The sequence below is a fragment of the Streptomyces sp. 12E genome, from assembly GCF_055633275.1.
Window position 1 is genome coordinate 1,332,129 of record NZ_JBVNCJ010000001.1, and the last position, 20,645, is coordinate 1,352,773.

Below are 20,645 nucleotides of genomic sequence, written 5' to 3' on the forward strand. Positions count from 1 at the left end.
GGCGGTCAGCTGGTCCAGAACTCCCACCAGCGGGTCAGGATCAGCATGCCGATGATGCCGATGTGCAGGACCGGCATGACCCAGGTGAACTCGCCGAAGAAGCCCCTCAGCCAGCCCGGGGCGGGCAGGAAGCCCTGGCGGACGTTGAACGACGTCACGTACCAGAACATGATGATCGTGGCGACCCAGGCCAGGCAGCACCACAGGCACAGGGCGTTGATCCGGTACAGGGACTGGAACATCAGCCAGGCGCAGAAGACGGTGCCGAAGAGTGTGCCGGCGTTGAGGGTGAGCCAGTACCAGCGCGGGAAGCGGGCGCCGGCGAGCAGGCTCATGCCGACGCAGACGACGATGCCGTAGGTGACGAGGCCGAGCATCGGGTTGGGGAAGCCGAAGACGGAGGCCTGGTCGCTCTCCATGACGCTGCCGCAGGAGACGACGGGGTTGAGGCTGCACCCGGGGACGAACGTCTCGCCCTTGACCTTGGCCTCGAGCAGCTTGAACTTGTCGAGCGTGATCACCCACGCGGCGAGCACGCCGGCGGCTCCGGTGATCACCAGGAGCAGGGCGAACGCCCGGCTCGCGCCCTCCGTGCGCGGCACGGAGGCGGTGCGCCGCGGTGCGGCCGAGGGCTCGGGCTCCATGTCGACGTCCCTGACTGTCGTCTTGCTCATCACGCCGATTCCGTCACTGGGAGTGTGGACCTGCTTCGGGCAGGGGCCATTGTGCCGTACGGAGCCGTGGTTCGCCGTCGAGCGGGCGTGAGGACGTACCGGTGCGCGCCCGTGGGCGTGGGTTTTCGGCCGGTGTCCCCGGGGCGGCCGTGTCTGCGCTCCACTCCGGATCATCCGGTCGGGCGAAACCGCCCGTACGCGTTGACGACGGAGGCGCCGGCGCCCTGCGCGGGCATCCGGCGCCTGCGTCGGTACGGGGGTCAGCCGAGCCGTGACTCCAGCTCCGCCACGATCTCGTTGACGCCGACCGCCGTCTGCTCGCCGGACTCCATGTCCTTGAGCTGGACGACGCCCTCGGCGAGGTCGCGTTCGCCCAGCACCAGGGCATAGCGGGCGCCCGATCGGTTGGCAGCCTTCATCGCGGCCTTGAGGCCCTTGCCGCCGTAGGAGAAGTCCGCGGCCACGCCGTTCTTGCGCAGCTCGGTGACCTTGGCGAACAGCACCCGGCGGGCCTCCTCGCCGAGCGGGACGGCGAACACGCTGGTGGTGGCGGGGAGTTCGAGTTCGACGCCCTCCGCCTCCAGGGCCAGCACCGTGCGGTCGACGCCCAGGGCCCAGCCGACGGACGGCAGCGCGGGACCGCCGATCATCTCGGACAGGCCGTCGTAGCGGCCGCCGCCGCCCACCGCGGACTGGGAGCCGAGACCGTCGTGGACGAACTCGAAGGTGGTGCGCGTGTAGTAGTCCAGGCCGCGCACCAGCTTGGGGTCGTCCTCGAAGGAGACGCCCGCCGCCGTGATCAGCTCCCGGACCTCCTCGTGGTAGGCCTTGCAGGCGTCGCAGAGGAAGTCACGCAGCAGGGGCGCGCCGGTCAGCTGCTCCTGCACCGACTCCCGCTTGTCGTCCAGGACGCGCAGCGGGTTGATCTCCGCGCGGCGCAGCGTGTCCTCGTCCAGGTCGAGACCGCGCAGGAAGTCCTGCAGCGCCGCCCGGTACACCGGGCGGCACTCCTGGTCGCCCAGGCTGTTGAGCAGGATGCGGAAGCCGCGCAGGCCCAGCGAGCGGTACGCCTGGTCGGCGAGGATGATCAGCTCGGCGTCCAGCGCCGGGTCCTCCGCGCCGATCGCCTCGGCGCCGACCTGGGAGAAGTGGCGGTAGCGGCCCTTCTGGGGGCGCTCGTAGCGGTAGTAGGAGCCCGAGTACCAGAGTTTGACCGGGAGGTTGCCCGCCTTGTGCAGGTTGGCCTCCAGGGCGGCGCGCAGCACGGAGGCGGTGCCCTCGGGGCGCAGGGCGAGCCGGTCGCCGCCCTTGGTCTCGAAGGCGTACATCTCCTTGGTCACGATGTCGGTGGACTCACCGACACCGCGCGCGAACAGTTCGACGTTCTCGAAGCCGGGCGTCTCGATGTAGCCGTAACCGGAGCCCCGCAGCGGGGCGGCGATGGCCTCGCGGACGGCGAGGTACTTGGCGCTGTCCGGCGGGATCAGGTCGTACGTGCCCTTGGGGGCCTTGAAGGTGCTCACGGGAGTTCTCTCGTCACATTCCTCGTCGGGGGGCCTGATCGGCTCCCTGGCCGGCCGCGACCTGCCGCAGATACGGGTTGGTGGCGCGCTCCTGGCCGATGGTCGTGTACTCGTTGTGACCGGGCAGCACCACGGTGGCGTCGTCGAGCGGCAGGACCACGCGGGCCAGGGACTCGAGCATGTCGTCCATGGAGCCACCGGGGAAGTCGGTGCGTCCGATGGAGCCGGCGAACAGCAGGTCGCCCGAGAAGAGGACCGGCGGGATGTCCGCCGCCTCGGGCAGGCCGAAGGTCACCGACCCCTTGGTATGGCCCGGCGCGTGCGCGACCGTCAGTTCCAGGCCCGCCAGCTCCAGCTTCGTGCCGTCGGCCAGTTCACGGATCTCGTCCGGCTCCCCGACGGTCAGCTCGCCCATCAGCGGCATGCCGATGGTGCGGCCGATGCCCTTCTCGGGGTCGCTCATCATGTACCGGTCCTCGGGGTGGATCCAGGCCGGCACGTCGTGCGCCCCGCACACGGGGACGACCGAGGCGACGTGGTCGATGTGGCCGTGGGTGAGGACGACGGCGACGGGCTTGAGCCGGTGCTTGCGGACCGCCTCCGCGACGCCGTCGGCGGCCCGGTGGCCGGGGTCGATGATCACGCACTCCTCACCGGCGGCGGGGGCGACGAGATAACAGTTCGTCCCCCAGGCCCCGGCGGGGAACCCGGCAATGAGCACGATCGTCCTTCGTTGTGTCGGTACGGGAGGCTTGCGACGGGGCTGCGCCCGTGGTCAGAGCCTACCGGCGCTGCCGATTCCTCAGCGAACCCATATACGGTACGGGGCACACGCAGGCGGTCGGCTCACCGCACGCACGCACGCGTACCGGCCGGCACACGAGACGCATGAGGAGAGAATCCGGTGGTCAGCCAGGAGCAGCGGCGGCGTCAGCTCGCCCGGGAGAAGTTCTTGCGGCAGCAGCAGCGGCGCACCGAAGCGCGGCGGAAGTCGCGGATGCGCAACTCGGTGATCGCGTCCGTGCTCGGCGTGGTCCTCGTGGGCGGCGGCGCGCTGTACACGACCGGGGCGTTCGAGCAGGACGACGACAAGACCAACGCGAACGCGGAGGTCACGCCGAGCGCCGCACCGACCAGCAAGGCTCCAGACCCGTGCGACAAGCCCGCCGAGGGCAAGGTCAAGTCGGAGACCTGGAAGAAGGAGCCGGCGCTCGCCGTCGACAAGTCGGCGAAGTACACCCTGAAGCTGGACACGACCTGCGGCGAGATCGACGTGGCGCTGAAGGCGTCGGCGGCCCCGCACACGGTCAACTCGTTCGACTTCCTGGCGAAGAAGGGCTACTTCGACCACAGCAGGTGCCACCGGCTCACCACGAACGGCATCTACGTGCTGCAGTGCGGCGACCCGACGGGCACCGGCACCGGCGGTCCCGGCTACACGATCCCGGACGAGAACCTGAAGGACGAAAGCCTGAAGGACAACACCTACCCGGCGGGCACGGTCGCGATGGCCAACACCGGGCAGAAGGACAGTGGCGGCAGCCAGTTCTTCCTGGTCTACCAGGACAGCCAGCTTCCGCCCAGCTACACCCCGTTCGGCACCGTCTCGGACGCCGGCATGAAGGTGCTGAAGAAGATCGCCGACGCCGGGGAGAGCACCGGGGCGGGCGACGGGGCGCCCAACGCGACGGTCGTGATCGACAAGGCGACCGTCACCAAATCCTGACCCCCAACTGCGAAATTTCGGTCGCGCGGGATGCGGACAGGCATCCCGTCGGTCGCCTATGTTGGCCGTGACGAAACTGTGGACGATGCCCGGGGGAGCTTCGAGGCCCCCTCGACGGCATCATGTGGAGGAGGCGCTGTGAGCAGCGACCCGTGGGGCCGCGTCGACGAGACGGGGACCGTGTACGTGCGTACGGCCGACGGCGAGCAGGTCGTCGGTTCCTGGCAGGCCGGCTCCCCCGAGGAGGCGCTGGCCTACTTCGAGCGCAAGTACGAGGGCCTGGTTGTCGAGATCGGCCTCCTCGAGAAGCGGGTGAAGACCACCGACCTGTCGTCCAAGGACGCCCAGACCGCGATCGGGCACCTGCGCGAGCAGGTGGACGCGCACCACGCGGTCGGCGACCTGGACGCCCTCAGGGCCCGGCTGGACAAGCTCGTGGAGCTGGTGGAGGCGCGCCGCGAGGAGCGCAAGGCACAGCGGGCCAAGCAGACCGACGAGGCGCGTCACGCCAAGGAGGCGCTGGTCGCCGAGGCGGAGGAGCTGGCGCAGTCCGACCAGTGGCGGGCCGCCGGCGAGCGGCTGCGGTCCCTGGTGGACACCTGGAAGGGCCTGCCGCGGCTGGACCGCAAGTCGGACGACGAACTGTGGCACCGGTTCTCGCACGCGCGGTCGGCGTTCTCCAAGCGGCGCAAGCAGCACTTCGCGCAGCTGGACGCGCAGCGCGAAGAGGCCCGTCAGGTCAAGGAGCGGCTGGTCGCGGAGGCCGAGTCGCTGTCGAACTCGACAGACTGGGGGACGACGGCCGCCCGCTACCGCGAGCTGATGACGGAGTGGAAGGCCGCGGGCCGCGCCCAGCGCGAGCACGAGGACGATCTGTGGAACCGCTTCCGCGGCGCCCAGGACGTCTTCTTCGCCGCCCGCAGCTCGGTCTTCGCCGAGCGGGACGCGGAGCAGACCGAGAACCTCAAGCTCAAGGAGGAGCTGGCCGAGGAGGCCGAGAGGCTTCTGCCGATCACGGATCTGAAGGCCGCGCGGGCCGCGTTCCGCGGGATCAACGAGCGCTGGGAGGCCATCGGCCACGTGCCGCGGGACGCCCGCCCGAAGGTCGAGGGCCGGATGCAGGCCGTGGAGCGGGCTCTGCAGGAGGCCGAGGAGGCCGAGTGGCGCCGGACGAACCCGGAGGCGCGCGCGCGTGCCGCGGGTCTGACCGGTCAGCTCCAGGCCGCCGTGGACAAGCTGAAGGGCCAGATCGAGCAGGCCCGCGCGCAGGGCAACACCGCCAAGGCGGAGAAGCTCGAGCGGGAGCTGGAGGGCCGCCAGGCCCTGCTGGACCAGGCACTGAAGGGCCTGCAGGAGTTCGGCGGCTGATCCCTCGCACGCCACACGAAGGAGGGGCTCCCGTACCCGAGGTACGGGAGCCCCTCCTTCGTGCGTCCGTCGTCCGCTACGTGCGGTTGCGGGCCGAGGTGACCCGGTAGACGTCGTAGACGCCCTCCACGCCCCGTACGGCCTTCAGGACGTGGCCGAGGTGCTTCGGGTCGCCCATCTCGAAGGTGAAGCGGGAGGTGGCGACACGGTCGCGGGAGGTCTGGACGGCCGCGGAGAGGATGTTGACGTGCTGGTCGGAGAGCACGCGCGTGACGTCCGACAGCAGGCGGGACCGGTCGAGGGCCTCGACCTGGATGGCGACCAGGAAGACCGAGGACTGGGTGGGCGCCCACTCGACGTCGAGGATCCGCTCGGGCTCCCGGGACAGCGAGTCGACGTTGACGCAGTCGCTGCGGTGCACCGACACCCCGCTGCCCCGGGTCACGAATCCGATGATCGGGTCACCGGGCACCGGCGTACAGCAGCGGGCCAGCTTCACCCAGACGTCCTCGACGCCCTTGACGACGACACCGGGGTCGGCGCTGGAGCGGCGTTTGCGGCCGCGGGCCGGCGGGACCGACTCGTCGATCTCCTCGGTGGCGGCCTCCTCGCCGCCGAGGGCCTGGACGAGCTTCTGCACGATGTTCTGCGCCGAGACGTGGCCCTCGCCGATCGCCGCGTACAGCGCGGAGATGTCCGAGTAGCGCATCTCGTGCGCCAGCGTGACCAGCGAGTCGCCGGTGAGGATGCGCTGGATCGGCAGGTTCTGCTTGCGCATCGCGCGGACGATGGAGTCCTTGCCCTGCTCTATGGCCTCGTCGCGGCGCTCCTTGGAGAACCAGGCGCGGATCTTGTTGCGGGCGCGCGGCGACTTCACGAAGCCGAGCCAGTCGCGGGAGGGGCCGGCGCCGGCCGCCTTGGAGGTGAAGACCTCCACCAGGTCGCCGTTGTCGAGGGTCGACTCCAGCGGTACGAGGCGGCCGTTGACCCGCGCCCCTATGGTGCGGTGGCCGACCTCGGTGTGGACCGCGTACGCGAAGTCCACGGGGGTGGCGCCGGCGGGCAGCGCTATGACGTCGCCCTTGGGGGTGAAGACGAAGACCTCGTTGCGGGACAGGTCGAAGCGCAGCGACTCCAGGAACTCGCCGGGGTCCTCGGTCTCCTTCTGCCAGTCCAGGAGCTGCCGCAGCCACGCCATGTCGTTGATGGCGTCCTTGTCCTTGCCTGAGGACCTGGGGGCGTCGGTGCGGATCTTGGAGGCGCCGGCGACGGCCTCCTGCTTGTACTTCCAGTGCGCGGCGATGCCGTACTCGGCGCGGCGGTGCATGTCGAAGGTGCGGATCTGCAGTTCGACGGGCTTGCCGCCGGGACCGATGACCGTCGTGTGCAGCGACTGGTACATGTTGAACTTGGGCATCGCGATGTAGTCCTTGAACCGGCCGGGGACCGGGTTCCATCGCGCGTGCACCGTGCCGAGGGCCGCGTAGCAGTCGCGGACGGTGTCCACGAGGACGCGGATGCCCACCAGGTCGTAGATCTCCGCGAAGTCACGGCCGCGGACGATCATCTTCTGGTAGACGCTGTAGTAGTGCTTGGGGCGGCCGGTGACGGTGGCCTTGATGCGGGCGGCGCGCAGGTCCTGCTGCACCTCGTCGGTGACGATGGCGAGGTACTCGTCGCGCTTGGGCGCGCGCTCGGCGACCAGGCGGACGATCTCGTCGTACATCTTGGGGTAGAGGATCGCGAAGGCGAGGTCCTCCAGCTCCCACTTGATGGTGTTCATGCCCAGGCGGTGGGCGAGCGGCGCGTAGATCTCCAGGGTCTCGCGCGCCTTCTTCTCCTGCTTCTCGCGCTTGAGGTAGCGCATGGTGCGCATGTTGTGCAGGCGGTCGGCGAGCTTGATGACCAGGACGCGCGGGTCCTTGGCCATGGCGACGACCATCTTGCGCACGGTCTCCGCCTGCGCGGCCTCGCCGAACTTGACCTTGTCCAGCTTGGTGACGCCGTCGACGAGCAGGGTGACCACGTCGCCGAAGTCGCGGCGCAGGTCCTCCAGGCCGTACTCGGTGTCCTCGACGGTGTCGTGCAGCAGGCCGGCCATCAGCGTGGCCGGGTCCATGCCGAGCTCGGCGAGGATGGTGGTGACGGCGAGCGGGTGCGTGATGTACGGGTCGCCGCTCTTGCGCTTCTGGCCGCGGTGCCAGCGCTCGGCGACCTGGTAGGCGCGCTCGATCTGGCGGAGCGTGGCGTTCTCGATCTTGGGGTCGTTGCTGCGGACGATCCGCAGCAGCGGCTCGAGGACCGGGTTGTACGGGTTCGCGCGCTGCACGCCGAGCCGGGCGAGGCGGGCGCGGACGCGGTTGGAGGAGCCGGAGCGCGGCTGGCCGGTGTTGGGGCGGGCCGGGGGCGCGGAACGCTCGGGAGGGGACGGCTTGGGGCGCGGCTGCTCGGGCTTGTCGGCCGACGCGGACTGGGCGTGCTGGACCGGCCCACGCGCGTCGTTCTTCGCGTGGGGCGCGCTCGGCGCGGGCTTGGCCGTGGCCGCCGAGGCGGACTCGGGCTTGGCGGCGGTCAGGTGCTGGGCCTCGTCTGGCAAGAGGGCTCCTCGTGCGCGATCCGGGTCCCCCGGTCAGGCTCCGGAAACCCCATGGTAGCGATCCCGTGCCCGCGGATCGCCTGCGGGCGGATGTGAGGACGGTCTGCTCCTGGAACGCCCGAGGCGGGCGCCGGATTCCTCCGGGCCCGCCCGAGCGGTGCTCCCCGTATGGGGTTCGCGTGCGTCGCCGCTGGTCAGACCGTGAGCAGCGCCTCCAGCGGGGCGCCGGCCAGGGCCGGTTCCAGCCGGGCACGGCCGCCGAGGAAGCCGAGCTCCATCAGTACGGCCAGGCCCGCGACCTCGGCGCCCGCCCTGCGGATGAGCTGGACCGACGCCTCGGCGGTGCCGCCGGTGGCGAGGACGTCGTCGACCACCAGAACGCGGTCGGCGGCGGTCAGGTCCTCCGCGTGCACCTCGATCTCGGCGGAGCCGTACTCCAGGTCGTAGGCCTGGCTGAGGGTGGCTCCGGGGAGCTTGCCCGCCTTGCGCACGGGGATGAAGCCGAGACCCGCGCGGACGGCGACCGGAGCGCCGAGAATGAACCCGCGGGCCTCCAGGCCGACGATCTTGGTGGCGCCGGTGGCACGGGCGATGTCGGCGAAGGCGTCGCTGAGCGCGGCGAACGCCGCGGGATCCGCCAGGAGCGGCGTGATGTCCTTGAACATCACGCCCGGCTCCGGGTAGTCCGCCACGTCCCGGATGCGGCTGAGCAGCAGTGCCGAGATGTCTGCGAGCTCGGTCATCGGCGCTTCCCGGAGGGACGGCCCCGGCCGCGGGCACGGGTGGCCGACTGGTCGCGCGGACCGACGACCGCGGGTGCGGCGTCCTCGGACTCGTCGCCGTGGTCCCCGCCGGTGACCGGGGTCTCCCGCGTCTCGCCCGCGGCCGTGCCCTGGGCGCGCTTGGCCAGGACCCGCTTCTTCAGCGACTTCATCGCCGGCTCGCGCTCCTTGAGGTCGGCGACGAGCGGGGTGGCGATGAAGATCGAGGAGTACGCACCGGCGGCGAGCCCGACGAACAGCGACAGCGAGATGTCGTTCAGCATGCCGGCGCCGAGGACACCGCCGCCGATGAACAGCAGGCCCGCCACCGGAAGCAGCGCGACCACCGTGGTGTTGATGGAACGGACCAGGGTGCTGTTGATGGAACGGTTGGCGATCTCGCTGTACGTCCAGCGGGTCTGCTTGGTGATGTCCGCGGTCTGTTCCTTGAGGCTGTCGAAGACGACGACCGTGTCGTACAGCGAGTAACCGAGGATGGTCAGCAGACCGATCACCGTGCCCGGCGTGACCTCGAAGCCGACGAGGGCGTAGATGCCGACGGTGATGGTGATGTCGTGGATCAGGGCGACGAACGCGGCGAGTGCCATGCGCCACTCGAAGGCGATCGCCAGGTAGATCACGACCAGGAACATGAAGATGCCGAGGCCCTGCCACGCCTTGTTGGCGATCTGCTCGCCCCAGCTGGGACCGACCAGTTCGGCGTTGATCTGCTCGCTGTCGAGCTCGAGGTCCTCGGCGAGCGTGTCCTTGATCTTGTCCGACGCGCCGGTGTCGATGCCCGCGACCTGGATGCGCAGGCTGCCGTCGCCGAGCTGCTGGACGATCGCGTCGTGGCCGGAGGCGTCCTCCGCGTACTCCTCGGCCTGGGCGACCGAGACGCTCATGTTCTTCGGGGTGGTGAAGGCCGCTCCGCCCTGGAACTCGATGCCCATGTGCAGGCCGCGCACCGCCAGGCCGAGGATGGCCGTGATGGTGATCAGGATGGAGACGCCGTACCAGAGCTTGCGGTTCTTGACGAAGTCGTAGCCGACCTCGCCGTGGTGCAGTCGGGCGCCGAGGGTGCCGAGCTTCGACATCTCTCACGCCTCCTTCGTCTGGGCAGGGGCGGAGGGACGGCGGGTACGGCGCAGGGGCGGCTTCGCGCCCAGTGCCTTCGGGTCGAGGCCGGACCACTTGTGGCCGCTCGCGAAGAACTTCCGGCGGGCCATCAGCGTGAGCAGCGGCTTGGTGAAGAAGAACACCACCACGACGTCGAGCACGGTGGTCAGACCGAGCGTGAACGCGAAGCCCTGGACCTTGCCGACGGTGACGACGAAGAGCACCGCGGCGGCGAGGAACGACACGAAGTCGGAGACCAGGATGGTGCGCCGGGCGCGCGGCCAGGCCCGCTCCACGGAGGGGCGCAGGGTGCGGCCCTCGCGGATCTCGTCCCGGACCCGTTCGAAGAACACGATGAACGAGTCCGCCGTGATGCCGATCGCGACGATGGCGCCGCACACGGCCGGGAGGTTGAGCGCGAAGCCGATGGCCGGACCGAGCAGCGACATGATCACGTAGGTGAGGGCGGCGGAGACCAGCAGCGAGAGGATCGCGATGAAGGACAGGCCGCGGTAGTAGACCAGCAGGTAGAGGACGACCAGGGCGAGTCCGATGGCGCCGGCGATCAGACCGGCCTTCAGCTGCTCACCGCCGAGCGCGGCGGTGACGGTGTTGACGCTGTCCTCGCGGAAGGTCAGCGGCAGGGCGCCGTAGGACAGCATGTTGGCCAGTTCCTGCGCCGACTGCTGGGTGAAGTTGCCGGAGATCTCCGCGTTGCCGCCGGTCAGGGCCTGGCTGACGTACGGGTCGGAGACGACCTCGTTGTCCAGGACGATGGCGAACTGGTTCTGCGGGGACTGGTTCTGGGCGAGCTGGCCGGTGATGTCGGCGAACTTCTTGGCGCCCTTGTCGCTGAAGTCCATGGTGACGACCCAGCCGGCACCGGTCTGGGTGTTCAGGACGGCGCTGGCCTCGTCGACGTCCGTGCCGTCGACCGCGGCGGGGCCGAGGATGTACTTCTGCCACTGGCCCTGCGAGTTCTGGCCGCAGGCGACGGTCGAGTCGGTGGCCTTGGAACCGTCGCCGGCCTTGGCGCGGACGCTCTCCTTGGTGCAGTCGAGCGCGGCGTACTGCGCCTGGAGCTTGCCGTCGGCGTCACCGGAGGTGCCGCCGGTCGCGGGCGCGGACGGGCTGGCCTCCTCCTCGGCCGTGCCGCTCGGGGAGGCGGACGGCGTCTCGTCGGCCTTCAGGGCGTCGGTGACGGCACGGCCCTGGGTGGTGGCGCTCGCCGACGGGGAGGAGCCGTCGGTCGCCTTCTCCGTGGCCTTCTCGGTCGCCTTGTCCTTGCCGGAGTCCTGCTCCGAGCCGTCGCCGGTCGCGCTGGGCACGGGAGCAGCGCCGCCACCGGCGAGTTCGGTGGCGACGACGGGGCGGAAGTAGAGCTTGGCGGTGGTGCCGACCTGTTCCCGGGCCTGTTCGGAGTTCGTGCCCTTGGGAATGTTGACGATGATGTTGCGGGTGCCCTGCGTCTGGACCTCGGCCTCGGAGACGCCCAGACCGTTGACACGCCGCTCCATGATGGAGACCGCGGTGTCCATGTTGGTCTTGTTGATCGCGGACTCCTGGCCGGCCTCGGGGACCGCCGCCAGCGTGATGCTCGTACCGCCGGCCAGGTCGATGCCGAGACGCGGAGTGGTGTGCCCGGATGCGAACATGCCGCCGGTGAGCGCCACGATGGCGATCAGGATCAGAGCCAGCGAGCGCCACGGCTTACTTGTGGCGCTCGCGTTCTGTCCCTTTTTGAGTGCTGCCACCTTCTCGTACTCCCTCTCGGGCCGCCTCGCTCCGGGTCGGGGAGCGGGCGGCCATGACATGGTGTCGGGACCCTGTGCGAGTCGGGCATGCCCCGGGGCGCGCAGGCAGTACCCGCGCGCCCCGGCACACGACTACTTCGCGTCGGAGTCGCCGTCGGACTTCTTCGACTGCGCGTCCGCCTTCGCCTCGCCGGCGGTGTCGGCGTCGGCCGGCTCGTCGGCCGCGTCCTTCTTGCCGAGGTCGACAGGCGTGTCGTCGGAGGCGGCGGCAGCGTCGGAGGAGTCGTCGGTCTCGGTGAGGGAGGAGGCGTCGTCGGGGACGACGTCGGCGTCGGACTTCAGATCGTGCTCGATGCCGTGGACGATGCGGTTGTACTCCTCGTCGGACAGGACGGCACCGATCGAGTTCTTGGCGAACAGCAGCTCCACACCCGGGCCGGCGTCGAGCAGGACCGTGTCCTCACTGACCTCCTTGACCGTGGCGTACATGCCCCCGATGGTGCGGACGCCGGAACCTGGCTGCATCTGGTTCCGCATGTCGATGGCCTGCTGCTGCTTCTTCTTGGCCGACCGGGTCATCAGGAACATGGCCCCGATGAGCACAATGAACGGGAGGAGGGTCACGAGACTCACGGGTCGGAACTTCCTTCACACGACCGCGATGGTGAACGGCCTGATGGTTGGGGGTATGTACTGCCGCCGACAAGGGTGGCATCGGCGGAGTCTAAGCGAGTCCGCGCGCAGGGAACAACGCTCGGCATCGCACCGGGGTTCCTGCCTGGGCCCGCGTCCTCGCCGTCACGCCCCGAACAGGTCCCCTTGTCCGTTTCCGGAGGCCTGTGAGCGGGGCGGCGTGAGGCCGAGATGCGCCCATGCCGCCGGGGTGGCCACCCTCCCGCGTGGGGTGCGGGCGAGCAGCCCCTCCCGCACGAGGAAGGGTTCGGCCACCTCTTCCACGGTCTCACGTTCCTCCCCGACCGCGACGGACAGCGTGGACAGACCGACCGGCCCGCCGCCGAACAGCTTGAGCAGGGCCTCGAGGACGGCCCGGTCCAGCCGGTCGAGGCCCCGGGAGTCGACCTCGTAGACGGCGAGGGCCGCCGCGGCGATGTCCTGGGTGATCAGCCCGTCGGCCTTGACCTGCGCGTAGTCCCGGACGCGGCGCAGGAGACGGTTGGCGATGCGGGGCGTGCCGCGGGAGCGGCCGGCGATCTCCGCGGCGCCCCGCGGGTCGATCTCCACGTCGAGGAGGCTCGCCGAGCGGTGGACGACCCGCTCCAGCTCGGCCGGCTCGTAGAACTCCATGTGCGCGGTGAAGCCGAAGCGGTCGCGCAGCGGGGGCGGCAGCAGGCCGGCCCGGGTGGTGGCGCCGACCAGGGTGAAGGGGGGCAGTTCGAGGGGGATGGCGGTGGCGCCGGGGCCCTTGCCGACGATCACGTCGACGCGGAAGTCCTCCATCGCCATGTAGAGCATCTCCTCGGCGGGCCGGGACATGCGGTGGATCTCGTCGAGGAAGAGGATCTCGCCCTCCTGGAGGGAGGAGAGGATCGCCGCCAGGTCGCCGGCGTGCTGGATGGCGGGACCCGAGGTGATGCGGATGGGGGCTTCCATCTCGGCGGCGATGATCATCGAGAGGGTGGTCTTGCCGAGGCCGGGGGCCCCGGAGAGCAGCACGTGGTCGGCGGTGGCCCCGCGCGCGCGTGCGGCGCGCAGCACGAGGTCGAGCTGCTCGCGGACCTTCTCCTGGCCGATGAACTCGCCCAGGTCCTTGGGGCGCAGGGCGGCCTCGACGGCTTGGTCCTCGCGGTCGGCGGACGCACCGACGAGCCGCTCCTCGGCGGGGGTGTCGGAGGTGTCGTCCCAGTTCATGTGCGTGTGCCTCAGCTCTTCGTACGGGCCAGGGGGCGGGGCTATCGGGCGCGGTTCAGCGTCTGCAGGGCCGCCTTCAGCAGCTGCCCCACCTGCGGGGTGCCCTCGGCGGCCTCCACCTGGGGGGCCACGGCGGACACGGCCTCGTCGGCCTCGCGGGTCGCGTACCCGAGGCCGATCAGGGCCGCGTGCAGCTGGTCGCGCCAGCCGCTGGTGACCGGTGCGCCGGCGGCGGGGGCGCCGAGCGGCTCGCCGAGGCGGTCCTTCAGCTCCAGGAGCAGCTTCTGCGCGCCCTTCTTCCCGATGCCGGGGACGGCGGTCAGCGCCTTCTCGTCCCCGGTGGAGACGGCTCTGCGCAGGGCGTCGGGGGTGTGCACGGCGAGCATCGCCTGGGCCAGCCGGGGGCCGACGCCGCTGGCGGTCTGGAGCAGCACGAAGATCTGGCGCTCGTCGTCGTCGGCGAAGCCGTACAGGGTCAGCGAGTCCTCGCGGACGACGAGGGAGGTGGCGAGTTTCGCGGGCTGTCCGACGCGGAGCGTGGAGAGCGTGTTCGGCGTGCACTGGACGGCCATACCGACCCCGCCGACCTCGACCACCGCGGTGTCGGGAGCGAGGGCGGCGACCGTGCCGCTGACGAAGGCGATCATGCCGTAAGGCCTTTCGATGTGTGCGGGGCGCGGGAGGCTTTCGAGGTGTGCCGGGCGACGGCCTGCTGGAGCCGGTTCTGCGCGGGGGCGCGCCAGATGTGGCAGATGGCGAGCGCGAGGGCGTCGGCGGCGTCCGCGGGCTTCGGCGGCGCGTCCAGCCGCAGCAGGCGGGTGACCATGGCGCCGATCTGGGCCTTGTCCGCGCGGCCCGAGCCGGTGACGGCGGCCTTGACCTCACTGGGTGTGTGCAGGGCGACGGGGAGGCCGCGACGGGAGGCGCACAGGATGGCGACGGCGCTGGCCTGGGCGGTGCCCATCACCGTACGCACGTTGTGCTGGCTGAAGACGCGCTCCACGGCGACGCACTCGGGCCGGTACTCGTCCAGCCACTGTTCGAGGCCCTGCTCGACGGCGACGAGGCGGTGGCCGAGGTCGGCGTCGGCCGGTGTGCGGACGACTCCCACGCCGAGCATGGTGAGCGGTCTGCCCGCGACGCCCTCGACGACGCCGACACCGCACCGGGTCAGCCCCGGGTCCACCCCCAGTACGCGCACGCGCCGCCCTCTTTCCCTCGATCACCTGTTCGTGCAGGCTATCGGGTACCACTGACAAAGCGGCGGGCCGACGGAAGCGTCCCGCCGGCCCGCTGAGCAGTGGACGCGTTACGCGTCGACCTTCTCCATGATCTCGTCGCTCACGTCGAAGTTGGCGAAGACGTTCTGCACGTCGTCGCTGTCCTCCAGCGCGTCGATGAGCTTGAAGATCTTCTTGGCGCCCTCCTCGTCCAGCTCGACCTGCATGGTCGGGACGAAGTTGGCCTCGGCGGAGTCGTAGTCGATCCCGGCGTCCTGCAGGGCGGTGCGCACGGCGACCAGGTCGGTGGCCTCGCTGAGCACCTCGAAGTTCTCGCCGAGGTCGTTGACCTCCTCGGCACCCGCGTCCAGGACGGCGGCGAGGACGTCGTCCTCGGTCAGCTCGCCCTTGGGGACGATCACCACGCCCTTGCGGTTGAACAGGTAGGACACCGACCCCGGGTCGGCCATGGAGCCGCCGTTGCGGGTCATGGCGACGCGCACGTCCGAGGCGGCACGGTTGCGGTTGTCGGTGAGGCACTCGATGAGCACCGCGACGCCGTTCGGACCGTAGCCCTCGTACATGATCGTCTCGTAGTCGGCGCCGCCGGCCTCGAGACCGCCACCGCGCTTGATGGCGGAGTCGATGTTCTTGTTCGGCACCGACTGCTTCTTGGCCTTCTGGACGGCGTCGTAGAGCGTGGGGTTGCCGTCCAGGTCGACGCCGCCCATACGCGCGGCGACCTCGATGTTCTTGATCAGCTTCGCGAAGAGCTTGCCGCGCTTGGCATCGATCACGGCCTTCTTGTGCTTCGTCGTGGCCCATTTAGAGTGGCCGGACATCTGCCTGTCTCCTTCGCGTAACCCATCTCTGCAACGAACGCAGGAATCCTACAAGGATCCGGGTGCCCGGCACGCGCGCACCATGTCGGCGAAAAGGCCGTGCACACGGTGATCGCCGGTCAGTTCCGGGTGGAACGACGTGGCCAGCGCGTTGCCCTGGCGGACGGCGACGATGTGGCCGCCGTGCTCCGCGAGCACCTCGGTCCCGGCGCCGACGGACTCCACCCAGGGGGCACGGATGAAGACGCCCTCCACGGGACCGCCCTCGACGCCCTCGACGTCGACCGCGGCCTCGAAGGACTCGTTCTGCCGTCCGAAGGCGTTGCGGCGCACGATCATGTCGATGCCGCCGACGGTCTCCTGGCCCGAGCGCGGGTCGAGGATCTTGTCGGCCAGCATGATCATGCCCGCGCAGGTGCCGTAGACGGGCATGCCATCGCGGACGCGTGCGCGCAACGGCTCCATCAGGCCGAAGAGCACGGCCAGTTTGGAGATCGTGGTGGACTCCCCGCCCGGGACGACCAGACCGTCGACCTCGGCGAGCTCCTCGGGCCGCCTGACCTGCCCGGCCACGGCGCCGACCGCGGCCAGGGCTGTGAGGTGCTCCCGTACGTCGCCCTGGAGGGCCAGGACGCCTATGACAGGTGCTTCGGTCACGGGTGGGTCACCAGCCGCGGTTGGCGTAGCGCTCGGTTTCGGGGAGGGTGTCGCAGTCGATGCCGACCATGGCCTCGCCGAGGTTGCGGGACGCGTCCGCGATGATCTTCGGGTCGTCGTAGAAGGTGGTCGCCTTGACGATGGCGGCGGCGCGCTTGGCCGGGTCGCCGGACTTGAAGATGCCGGAGCCGACGAAGACGCCCTCGGCGCCGAGCTGGCGCATCAGCGCCGCGTCGGCCGGGGTGGCCACGCCGCCGGCGGAGAAGAGGACCACGGGGAGCCTGCCCAGCCCGGCGACCTCCTTGACCAGCTCGTACGGGGCGCGCAGCTCCTTGGCGGCGGCGTACAGCTCGTTGTTGTCGTAGCCGCGCAGGCGGGCGATCTCGTTCTTGATCTGGCGCAGGTGGCGCACGGCCTCGACCACGTTGCCGGTGCCGGCCTCGCCCTTGGAGCGGATCATGGCGGCGCCCTCGGCGATCCGGCGCAGGGCCTCGCCCAGGTTGGTGGCGCCGCAGACGAACGGGGTGGTGAAGGCCCACTTGTCGGAGTGGTTGACCTCGTCGGCCGGGGTGAGGACCTCGGACTCGTCGATGTAGTCGACGCCGAGGGACTGCAGCACCTGGGCCTCGACGAAGTGGCCGATGCGGGACTTGGCCATCACGGGGATGGAGACCGCGTCGATGATGCCCTCGATCATGTCCGGGTCGGACATTCGGGCCACGCCGCCGTCCTTGCGGATGTCGGCCGGGACCCGTTCCAGGGCCATGACGGCGACGGCGCCCGCGTCCTCGGCGATCCTGGCCTGCTCCGGCGTGACGACGTCCATGATCACGCCGCCCTTGAGCTGTTCGGCCATGCCGCGCTTCACGCGGGCGGTACCGGTCTCGGGACCCTGGTTTTCGGAGAGCGTGCTGGACACGAATGACCTCGCTGAGGGGGAGGGGATTTCTGCAGCACCGAGGAAACGTGAACGGAGCAGTCCACAGCAAGGGCCAATGAGAAGCCGGTGGATCGTTTTCGGGCGAAGCGCTCCCCCGTGCGGAGCGGCCCGGGGCGTTACGCGGCCCGCTCGATCAGCGCGGCCGGCGGCTCGTCGTCCATCTCGAAGGCCATCGGGAAGGGCGCGTGTCCGGCCAGCCGGAACCAGCGCACCTTGCGGTGCCGTCGCAGCGCCCGTGCCGCCCGTACGGCGTCGTTGTGGAAGCGGCGGGCCATCGGCACCCTGCGCACCGCCTCGGCGAGCTCCAGGGCCGCCTCCTCTCCCCCGGGCGCCTCCCTGACCGCGTCCACCTGCTGCGCGTCGCCGAACACCGCGCGCAGTGCCTGGCTGAGCTCGCTCTCCGCGACCTCGCGCTGCTCCTCGACCGCCTGCCGCGCGGCGTGCGCGGCCTCGTAGAGCACGATCGACGCGGCGGGGTCGAGCACGCTCGAGGTGGCCAGTTCCTGGGCCACGGAGGCACGGCGCAGCAGCTGGGCGTCGAGCGCGGCCCGGGCGGCGTCGATCCGGGCGTGCAGCCGGTCCAGGCGCCCCGCCGTCCAGCTCAGGTAGAGGCCGATGACGACAAGGGCGACGAGGATCCAGATGAGGGTTGCGGTCACGGGCGGCAAGGCTACCGGGGGCGCCTTCGAGGGCTGCGCCACCGGGTCCCTTCGGCCCTCAGTCCCTGGCCAGGCCCAGCCGGGCCCTCAGCCCCGTCGCGCGGTCGTCCGTCGCCACCGCCGCCGCGCCCGCCGTCACCGTCTCGTAGACCGACAGGATGTCCGCGCCGACCGTCGACCAGTCGAAGCGGCGGACGTGGGCGCTGCCGCGTTCGCGGAGCTCCGCGCGGCGTTCCGGGTCCTCCAGCAGCCGTACCGCCGCCTGCGCGAGCGCGTCCGGGTCCTCGTTGGCGAACAGCTCGCCCGCCGCCCCCCGGTCGAGGACCTGGGCGAACGCGTCCAGGTCGGAGGCGAGCACCGGCGCGCCCGCCGACATCGCCTCGACCAGGACGATGCCGAAGCTCTCCCCGCCGGTGTTGGGCGCCACGTACAGGTCGACGCTGCGCAGGAAACGGGCCTTGTCCTCGTCGCTGATCATGCCGAGGAACTCCACGCGTGGTCGCAGCTCCCGGGGCAGCGACTCGACCGCCTCCTCCTCGTCGCCGCGCCCGGCGACCAGCAGCCGCGCCCGCGGCCGGGCGGCGAGGATCTTCGGCAGGGCCTTCATCAGCACCGGCAGGCCCTTGCGGGGCTCGTCGATCCGGCCGATGAAGCCGATGGTGTCGCCCTGCCACTCGGGCCGGGGTTCGGCCTTGGCGAAGAAGTCGACGTCGACGCCGTTGGGGATGACCACCGCGTCGCCGCCCAGGTGCTCGACGAGGGTGCGGCGGGCGTACTCGCTCACCGCGATCCGCGCGCTGATCTTCTCCAGGGCGGCCTGGAGGATCGCGTACGCGGCGATCATCGCGCGGGATCGCGGGTTGGAGGTGTGGAAGGTGGCGACGATCGGCCCCTCGGCCGCCCAGCAGGTCAGCAGGCCGAGCGAGGGCGAGGTCGGCTCGTGGATGTGGACGACGTCGAAGGCGCCCTCGTGCAGCCAGCGCCGTACCCGCGCGGCGGACAGGAAGCCGAAGTTGAGCCGGGCCACCGACCCGTTGTACGGCACCGGCACCGCGCGGCCGGCCGAGACGACGTACGGCGGCAGCGGGGTGTCGTCGTCGGCCGGGGCGAGGACGGACACCTCGTGGCCGAGCCGGATGAAGTACTCGGCCAGGTCACGGATGTGGAACTGGACGCCTCCCGGCACGTCCCAGGAGTACGGGCAGACGATGCCGATCCTCACGGAGTTCCCTTCCGGTCCTGCTCGGGGGCGGTCGCGGGCTCCCGCACGGGGTCGAGGTCCCTCAGCCACAGGCGCTGCAGCATGTGCCAGTCCTCCGGATGGCCGGCGATCCCCGTGGCGAAGGCGTCGGCCAGCGCCTGTGTCATGACGGACGTCTTCTCGGGGCGCGTGCCCGACGCGGGGACCTCGACCGGCGGATGCACCCGGCCGCGCATCACCGGCGAGTCGTCGTACCAGAGGGTCACCGGCAGCAGCCGGGCCCCGGTGTGCTGGGCGAGCAGGGCGGGTCCGGCCGGCATCCGGGCGGTCTCGCCGAAGAAGTCGACCTCGACGCCGGAGGAGGACAGGTCGCGGTCGGCGACCAGGCAGACCAGTCCGCCGTCGCGCAGCCGCCGGGCCAGGGTACCGAAGGCGGAGCCGCCGCTGTGCGGGAGCACCTCCATGCCGAGGCCCTCGCGGTAGGCGACGAAACGGTCGTACAGCGTCTCGGGCTTCAGCCGCTCGGCGACCGTGGTGAACGGTATGCCCAGCCTCGTGGTGACCCAGGCGCCGGCGAGGTCCCAGTTGGCGAGGTGCGGCAGCGCGAGCACGACGCCCCTGCCGGCCGCCATGCCGTCGGTCAGGTGGTGGAGGTCCTTGACGTCGAGGCCGTCCGCGATGCGCCGGGCGCTCCAGGAGGGCAGCCGGAAGGACTCCATCCAGTAGCGCAGGTACGACCGCATGCCCGCGCGGGAGAGCTCGGCCAGCCGCTCCGGGCCCGCGTCCGGCACGACGCGCGCGTAGTTGCTCTCCAGCCGGAGCACGCCCTTGCCGCGCCGCTTCCACGCGAGGTCGGCGATGCTCCGGCCGAGACCGGCGGCGACGGGCTCGGGGAGCTTCCTGACGGTGCTCCAGCCGGCCCCGTACAGGGCGTCGGCCAGCCGCTCCCGGGCGCTCACTTCGCGGCCTCGCTCCCCTGGGCCTCCTGCCGCTCCGCGGCCTCCGCCTCGGCGGACTCGCGGCGCACGGTGACCACCCGCTGGACCAGCGTGACCAGGCTGCCGACGGCGACGAGCCACAGGGCGACCGGCAGCAGGTACTGGATGCCGGGCACACCGAACGCGTGCAGGCCCGCCAGACCGGCCGCGACCAGCGAGACCACCAGCCGTTCGGCCCGCTCGACCAGCCCGTTGACGGCGACCGGCAGGCCGATCGACTCGCCGCGCGCCTTGGTGTACGACACCACCTGGCCGCTGGCCAGGCAGAAGATCGACACCGCGCACAGGGCGATGTCGTCGCCGCCCCCGGCGTACCAGAGGGCGAAGCCGCCGAAGATCGCTCCGTCGGCGACCCGGTCCAGGGTCGAGTCCAGGAAGGCGCCCCAGCGGCTGGAGCGGCCCAGCTGGCGTGCCATGTTGCCGTCGACGAGGTCGGAGAACACGAACAGCGTGATCACGATCGTGCCCCAGAAGAACTCGCCCATGGGGTAGAAGACCAGCGCGCCCGCGACCACTCCCGCGGTGCCGATGAGCGTGACCGTGTCGGGGCTGACCCCCCGCCGGATGAGAAACGCGGCGAACGGTGTGAGGACACGCGTGAAGAATGCACGCGCGTACTTGTTCAGCATGGCCTTCCCGACGGTCGGTGGGGCCGCGCGGCCCCTGCTGACCACCCGGCGGGCCCAATCGTAGCCACGCGCACGCGCGGGCGACGGCGGGGCACCCGTACGCCCGCAC

At 70.9% G+C, this 20,645-nt stretch carries 20 protein-coding genes; 2 read left to right on the plus strand and 18 right to left on the minus strand.

The features are described 5' to 3' along the window. Positions 1-5: 5 nt before the first annotated feature. From ACZ8ZB_RS06220 to ACZ8ZB_RS06230, 3 genes are all read right to left on the minus strand, one after another. Complete coding sequence (locus tag ACZ8ZB_RS06220; protein WP_470736705.1) at positions 6-674, minus strand: vitamin K epoxide reductase family protein; 669 nt, start codon at positions 672-674, stop codon at positions 6-8. A 260-nt stretch (positions 675-934) separates the two neighbouring features. Next, entirely contained in the window at positions 935-2,197 is a 1,263-nt protein-coding gene (hisS, locus tag ACZ8ZB_RS06225; protein WP_470736706.1) for a histidine--tRNA ligase, read from the minus strand. Positions 2,198-2,210: 13 nt separating this feature from the next. Next, the gene (locus ACZ8ZB_RS06230) at positions 2,211-2,918 is read right to left on the minus strand and encodes an MBL fold metallo-hydrolase (protein WP_470736707.1); all 708 of its coding nucleotides are present in this window, start codon (positions 2,916-2,918) and stop codon (positions 2,211-2,213) included. Positions 2,919-3,101: 183 nt separating this feature from the next. Between ACZ8ZB_RS06230 and ACZ8ZB_RS06235 the strand changes: the two genes are divergently transcribed. Next, the gene (locus tag ACZ8ZB_RS06235; RefSeq protein ID WP_470736708.1) at positions 3,102-3,923 is read left to right on the plus strand and encodes a peptidylprolyl isomerase; all 822 of its coding nucleotides are present in this window, start codon (positions 3,102-3,104) and stop codon (positions 3,921-3,923) included. Positions 3,924-4,061: 138 nt separating this feature from the next. Next, complete coding sequence (locus ACZ8ZB_RS06240; protein ID WP_470736709.1) at positions 4,062-5,291, plus strand: DUF349 domain-containing protein; 1,230 nt, start codon at positions 4,062-4,064, stop codon at positions 5,289-5,291. 76 nt (positions 5,292-5,367) lie between these two features. Here ACZ8ZB_RS06240 and relA read toward each other — a convergent pair whose 3' ends face one another. From relA to pgsA, 15 genes are all read right to left on the minus strand, one after another. Then, entirely contained in the window at positions 5,368-7,887 is a 2,520-nt protein-coding gene (gene relA, locus ACZ8ZB_RS06245) for a GTP pyrophosphokinase (protein ID WP_470736710.1), read from the minus strand. A 194-nt stretch (positions 7,888-8,081) separates the two neighbouring features. Next, positions 8,082-8,630, minus strand: a complete 549-nt coding sequence (locus tag ACZ8ZB_RS06250; RefSeq protein WP_470736711.1) for an adenine phosphoribosyltransferase — start codon at positions 8,628-8,630, stop codon at positions 8,082-8,084. Further along, positions 8,627-9,745 (minus strand): protein translocase subunit SecF, encoded by a 1,119-nt coding sequence (secF, locus tag ACZ8ZB_RS06255; RefSeq protein WP_470736712.1) that lies wholly within the window; start codon positions 9,743-9,745, stop codon positions 8,627-8,629. The genes ACZ8ZB_RS06250 and secF overlap by 4 nt, the downstream gene beginning before the upstream one ends. Positions 9,746-9,748: 3 nt before the next feature. Beyond that, complete coding sequence (gene secD, locus ACZ8ZB_RS06260; protein WP_470736713.1) at positions 9,749-11,521, minus strand: protein translocase subunit SecD; 1,773 nt, start codon at positions 11,519-11,521, stop codon at positions 9,749-9,751. Between the two features lie 132 nt (positions 11,522-11,653). Then, positions 11,654-12,154 (minus strand): preprotein translocase subunit YajC, encoded by a 501-nt coding sequence (yajC, locus tag ACZ8ZB_RS06265; RefSeq protein ID WP_470736714.1) that lies wholly within the window; start codon positions 12,152-12,154, stop codon positions 11,654-11,656. A 165-nt stretch (positions 12,155-12,319) separates the two neighbouring features. Next, positions 12,320-13,390 (minus strand): Holliday junction branch migration DNA helicase RuvB, encoded by a 1,071-nt coding sequence (gene ruvB, locus ACZ8ZB_RS06270; RefSeq protein ID WP_470736715.1) that lies wholly within the window; start codon positions 13,388-13,390, stop codon positions 12,320-12,322. Between the two features lie 41 nt (positions 13,391-13,431). Further along, positions 13,432-14,037 carry a Holliday junction branch migration protein RuvA gene (ruvA, locus tag ACZ8ZB_RS06275; RefSeq protein WP_470736716.1) on the minus strand — a complete coding sequence of 202 codons (606 nt, stop codon included), beginning with the start codon at positions 14,035-14,037 and terminating at the stop codon, positions 13,432-13,434. Further along, positions 14,034-14,591 (minus strand): crossover junction endodeoxyribonuclease RuvC, encoded by a 558-nt coding sequence (gene ruvC, locus ACZ8ZB_RS06280; RefSeq protein ID WP_470736717.1) that lies wholly within the window; start codon positions 14,589-14,591, stop codon positions 14,034-14,036. The genes ruvA and ruvC overlap by 4 nt, the downstream gene beginning before the upstream one ends. 108 nt (positions 14,592-14,699) lie before the next feature. After that, a complete protein-coding gene (locus ACZ8ZB_RS06285) occupies positions 14,700-15,452 on the minus strand; it encodes a YebC/PmpR family DNA-binding transcriptional regulator (RefSeq protein WP_371237189.1) in 753 nt (250 codons plus the stop codon). 48 nt (positions 15,453-15,500) lie between these two features. Beyond that, the gene (pdxT, locus tag ACZ8ZB_RS06290) at positions 15,501-16,109 is read right to left on the minus strand and encodes a pyridoxal 5'-phosphate synthase glutaminase subunit PdxT (RefSeq protein ID WP_470736718.1); all 609 of its coding nucleotides are present in this window, start codon (positions 16,107-16,109) and stop codon (positions 15,501-15,503) included. Between the two features lie 7 nt (positions 16,110-16,116). Next, the gene (pdxS, locus tag ACZ8ZB_RS06295; protein ID WP_470736719.1) at positions 16,117-17,028 is read right to left on the minus strand and encodes a pyridoxal 5'-phosphate synthase lyase subunit PdxS; all 912 of its coding nucleotides are present in this window, start codon (positions 17,026-17,028) and stop codon (positions 16,117-16,119) included. A gap of 137 nt (positions 17,029-17,165) precedes the next feature. Next, complete coding sequence (locus ACZ8ZB_RS06300) at positions 17,166-17,708, minus strand: LemA family protein (protein WP_470736720.1); 543 nt, start codon at positions 17,706-17,708, stop codon at positions 17,166-17,168. A gap of 58 nt (positions 17,709-17,766) precedes the next feature. After that, the gene (locus ACZ8ZB_RS06305) at positions 17,767-18,930 is read right to left on the minus strand and encodes a glycosyltransferase family 4 protein (RefSeq protein WP_470736721.1); all 1,164 of its coding nucleotides are present in this window, start codon (positions 18,928-18,930) and stop codon (positions 17,767-17,769) included. Continuing rightward, positions 18,927-19,868, minus strand: coding sequence for a phosphatidylinositol mannoside acyltransferase (locus tag ACZ8ZB_RS06310; RefSeq protein WP_470736722.1), 942 nt, complete (start codon positions 19,866-19,868; stop codon positions 18,927-18,929). Before ACZ8ZB_RS06310 ends, ACZ8ZB_RS06305 begins: the two co-directional genes overlap by 4 nt. After that, positions 19,865-20,536 carry a phosphatidylinositol phosphate synthase gene (gene pgsA / locus ACZ8ZB_RS06315; protein ID WP_470736723.1) on the minus strand — a complete coding sequence of 224 codons (672 nt, stop codon included), beginning with the start codon at positions 20,534-20,536 and terminating at the stop codon, positions 19,865-19,867. The genes ACZ8ZB_RS06310 and pgsA overlap by 4 nt, the downstream gene beginning before the upstream one ends. Positions 20,537-20,645: the final 109 nt, after the last annotated feature.

What these genes read in the sequence shown, in the direction of transcription:
- ruvB (WP_470736715.1), bottom strand. Translation starts at nt 13,390, where the DNA reads ATGAACTGGGACGACACCTCCGACACCCCCGCCGAGGAGCGGCTCGTC.
- ACZ8ZB_RS06250 (WP_470736711.1), bottom strand. Translation starts at nt 8,630, where the DNA reads ATGACCGAGCTCGCAGACATCTCGGCACTGCTGCTCAGCCGCATCCGG.
- ruvA (WP_470736716.1), bottom strand. Translation starts at nt 14,037, where the DNA reads ATGATCGCCTTCGTCAGCGGCACGGTCGCCGCCCTCGCTCCCGACACC.
- ACZ8ZB_RS06220 (WP_470736705.1), bottom strand. Translation starts at nt 674, where the DNA reads ATGAGCAAGACGACAGTCAGGGACGTCGACATGGAGCCCGAGCCCTCG.
- ACZ8ZB_RS06285 (WP_371237189.1), bottom strand. Translation starts at nt 15,452, where the DNA reads ATGTCCGGCCACTCTAAATGGGCCACGACGAAGCACAAGAAGGCCGTG.
- pgsA (WP_470736723.1), bottom strand. Translation starts at nt 20,536, where the DNA reads ATGCTGAACAAGTACGCGCGTGCATTCTTCACGCGTGTCCTCACACCG.
- secF (WP_470736712.1), bottom strand. Translation starts at nt 9,745, where the DNA reads ATGTCGAAGCTCGGCACCCTCGGCGCCCGACTGCACCACGGCGAGGTC.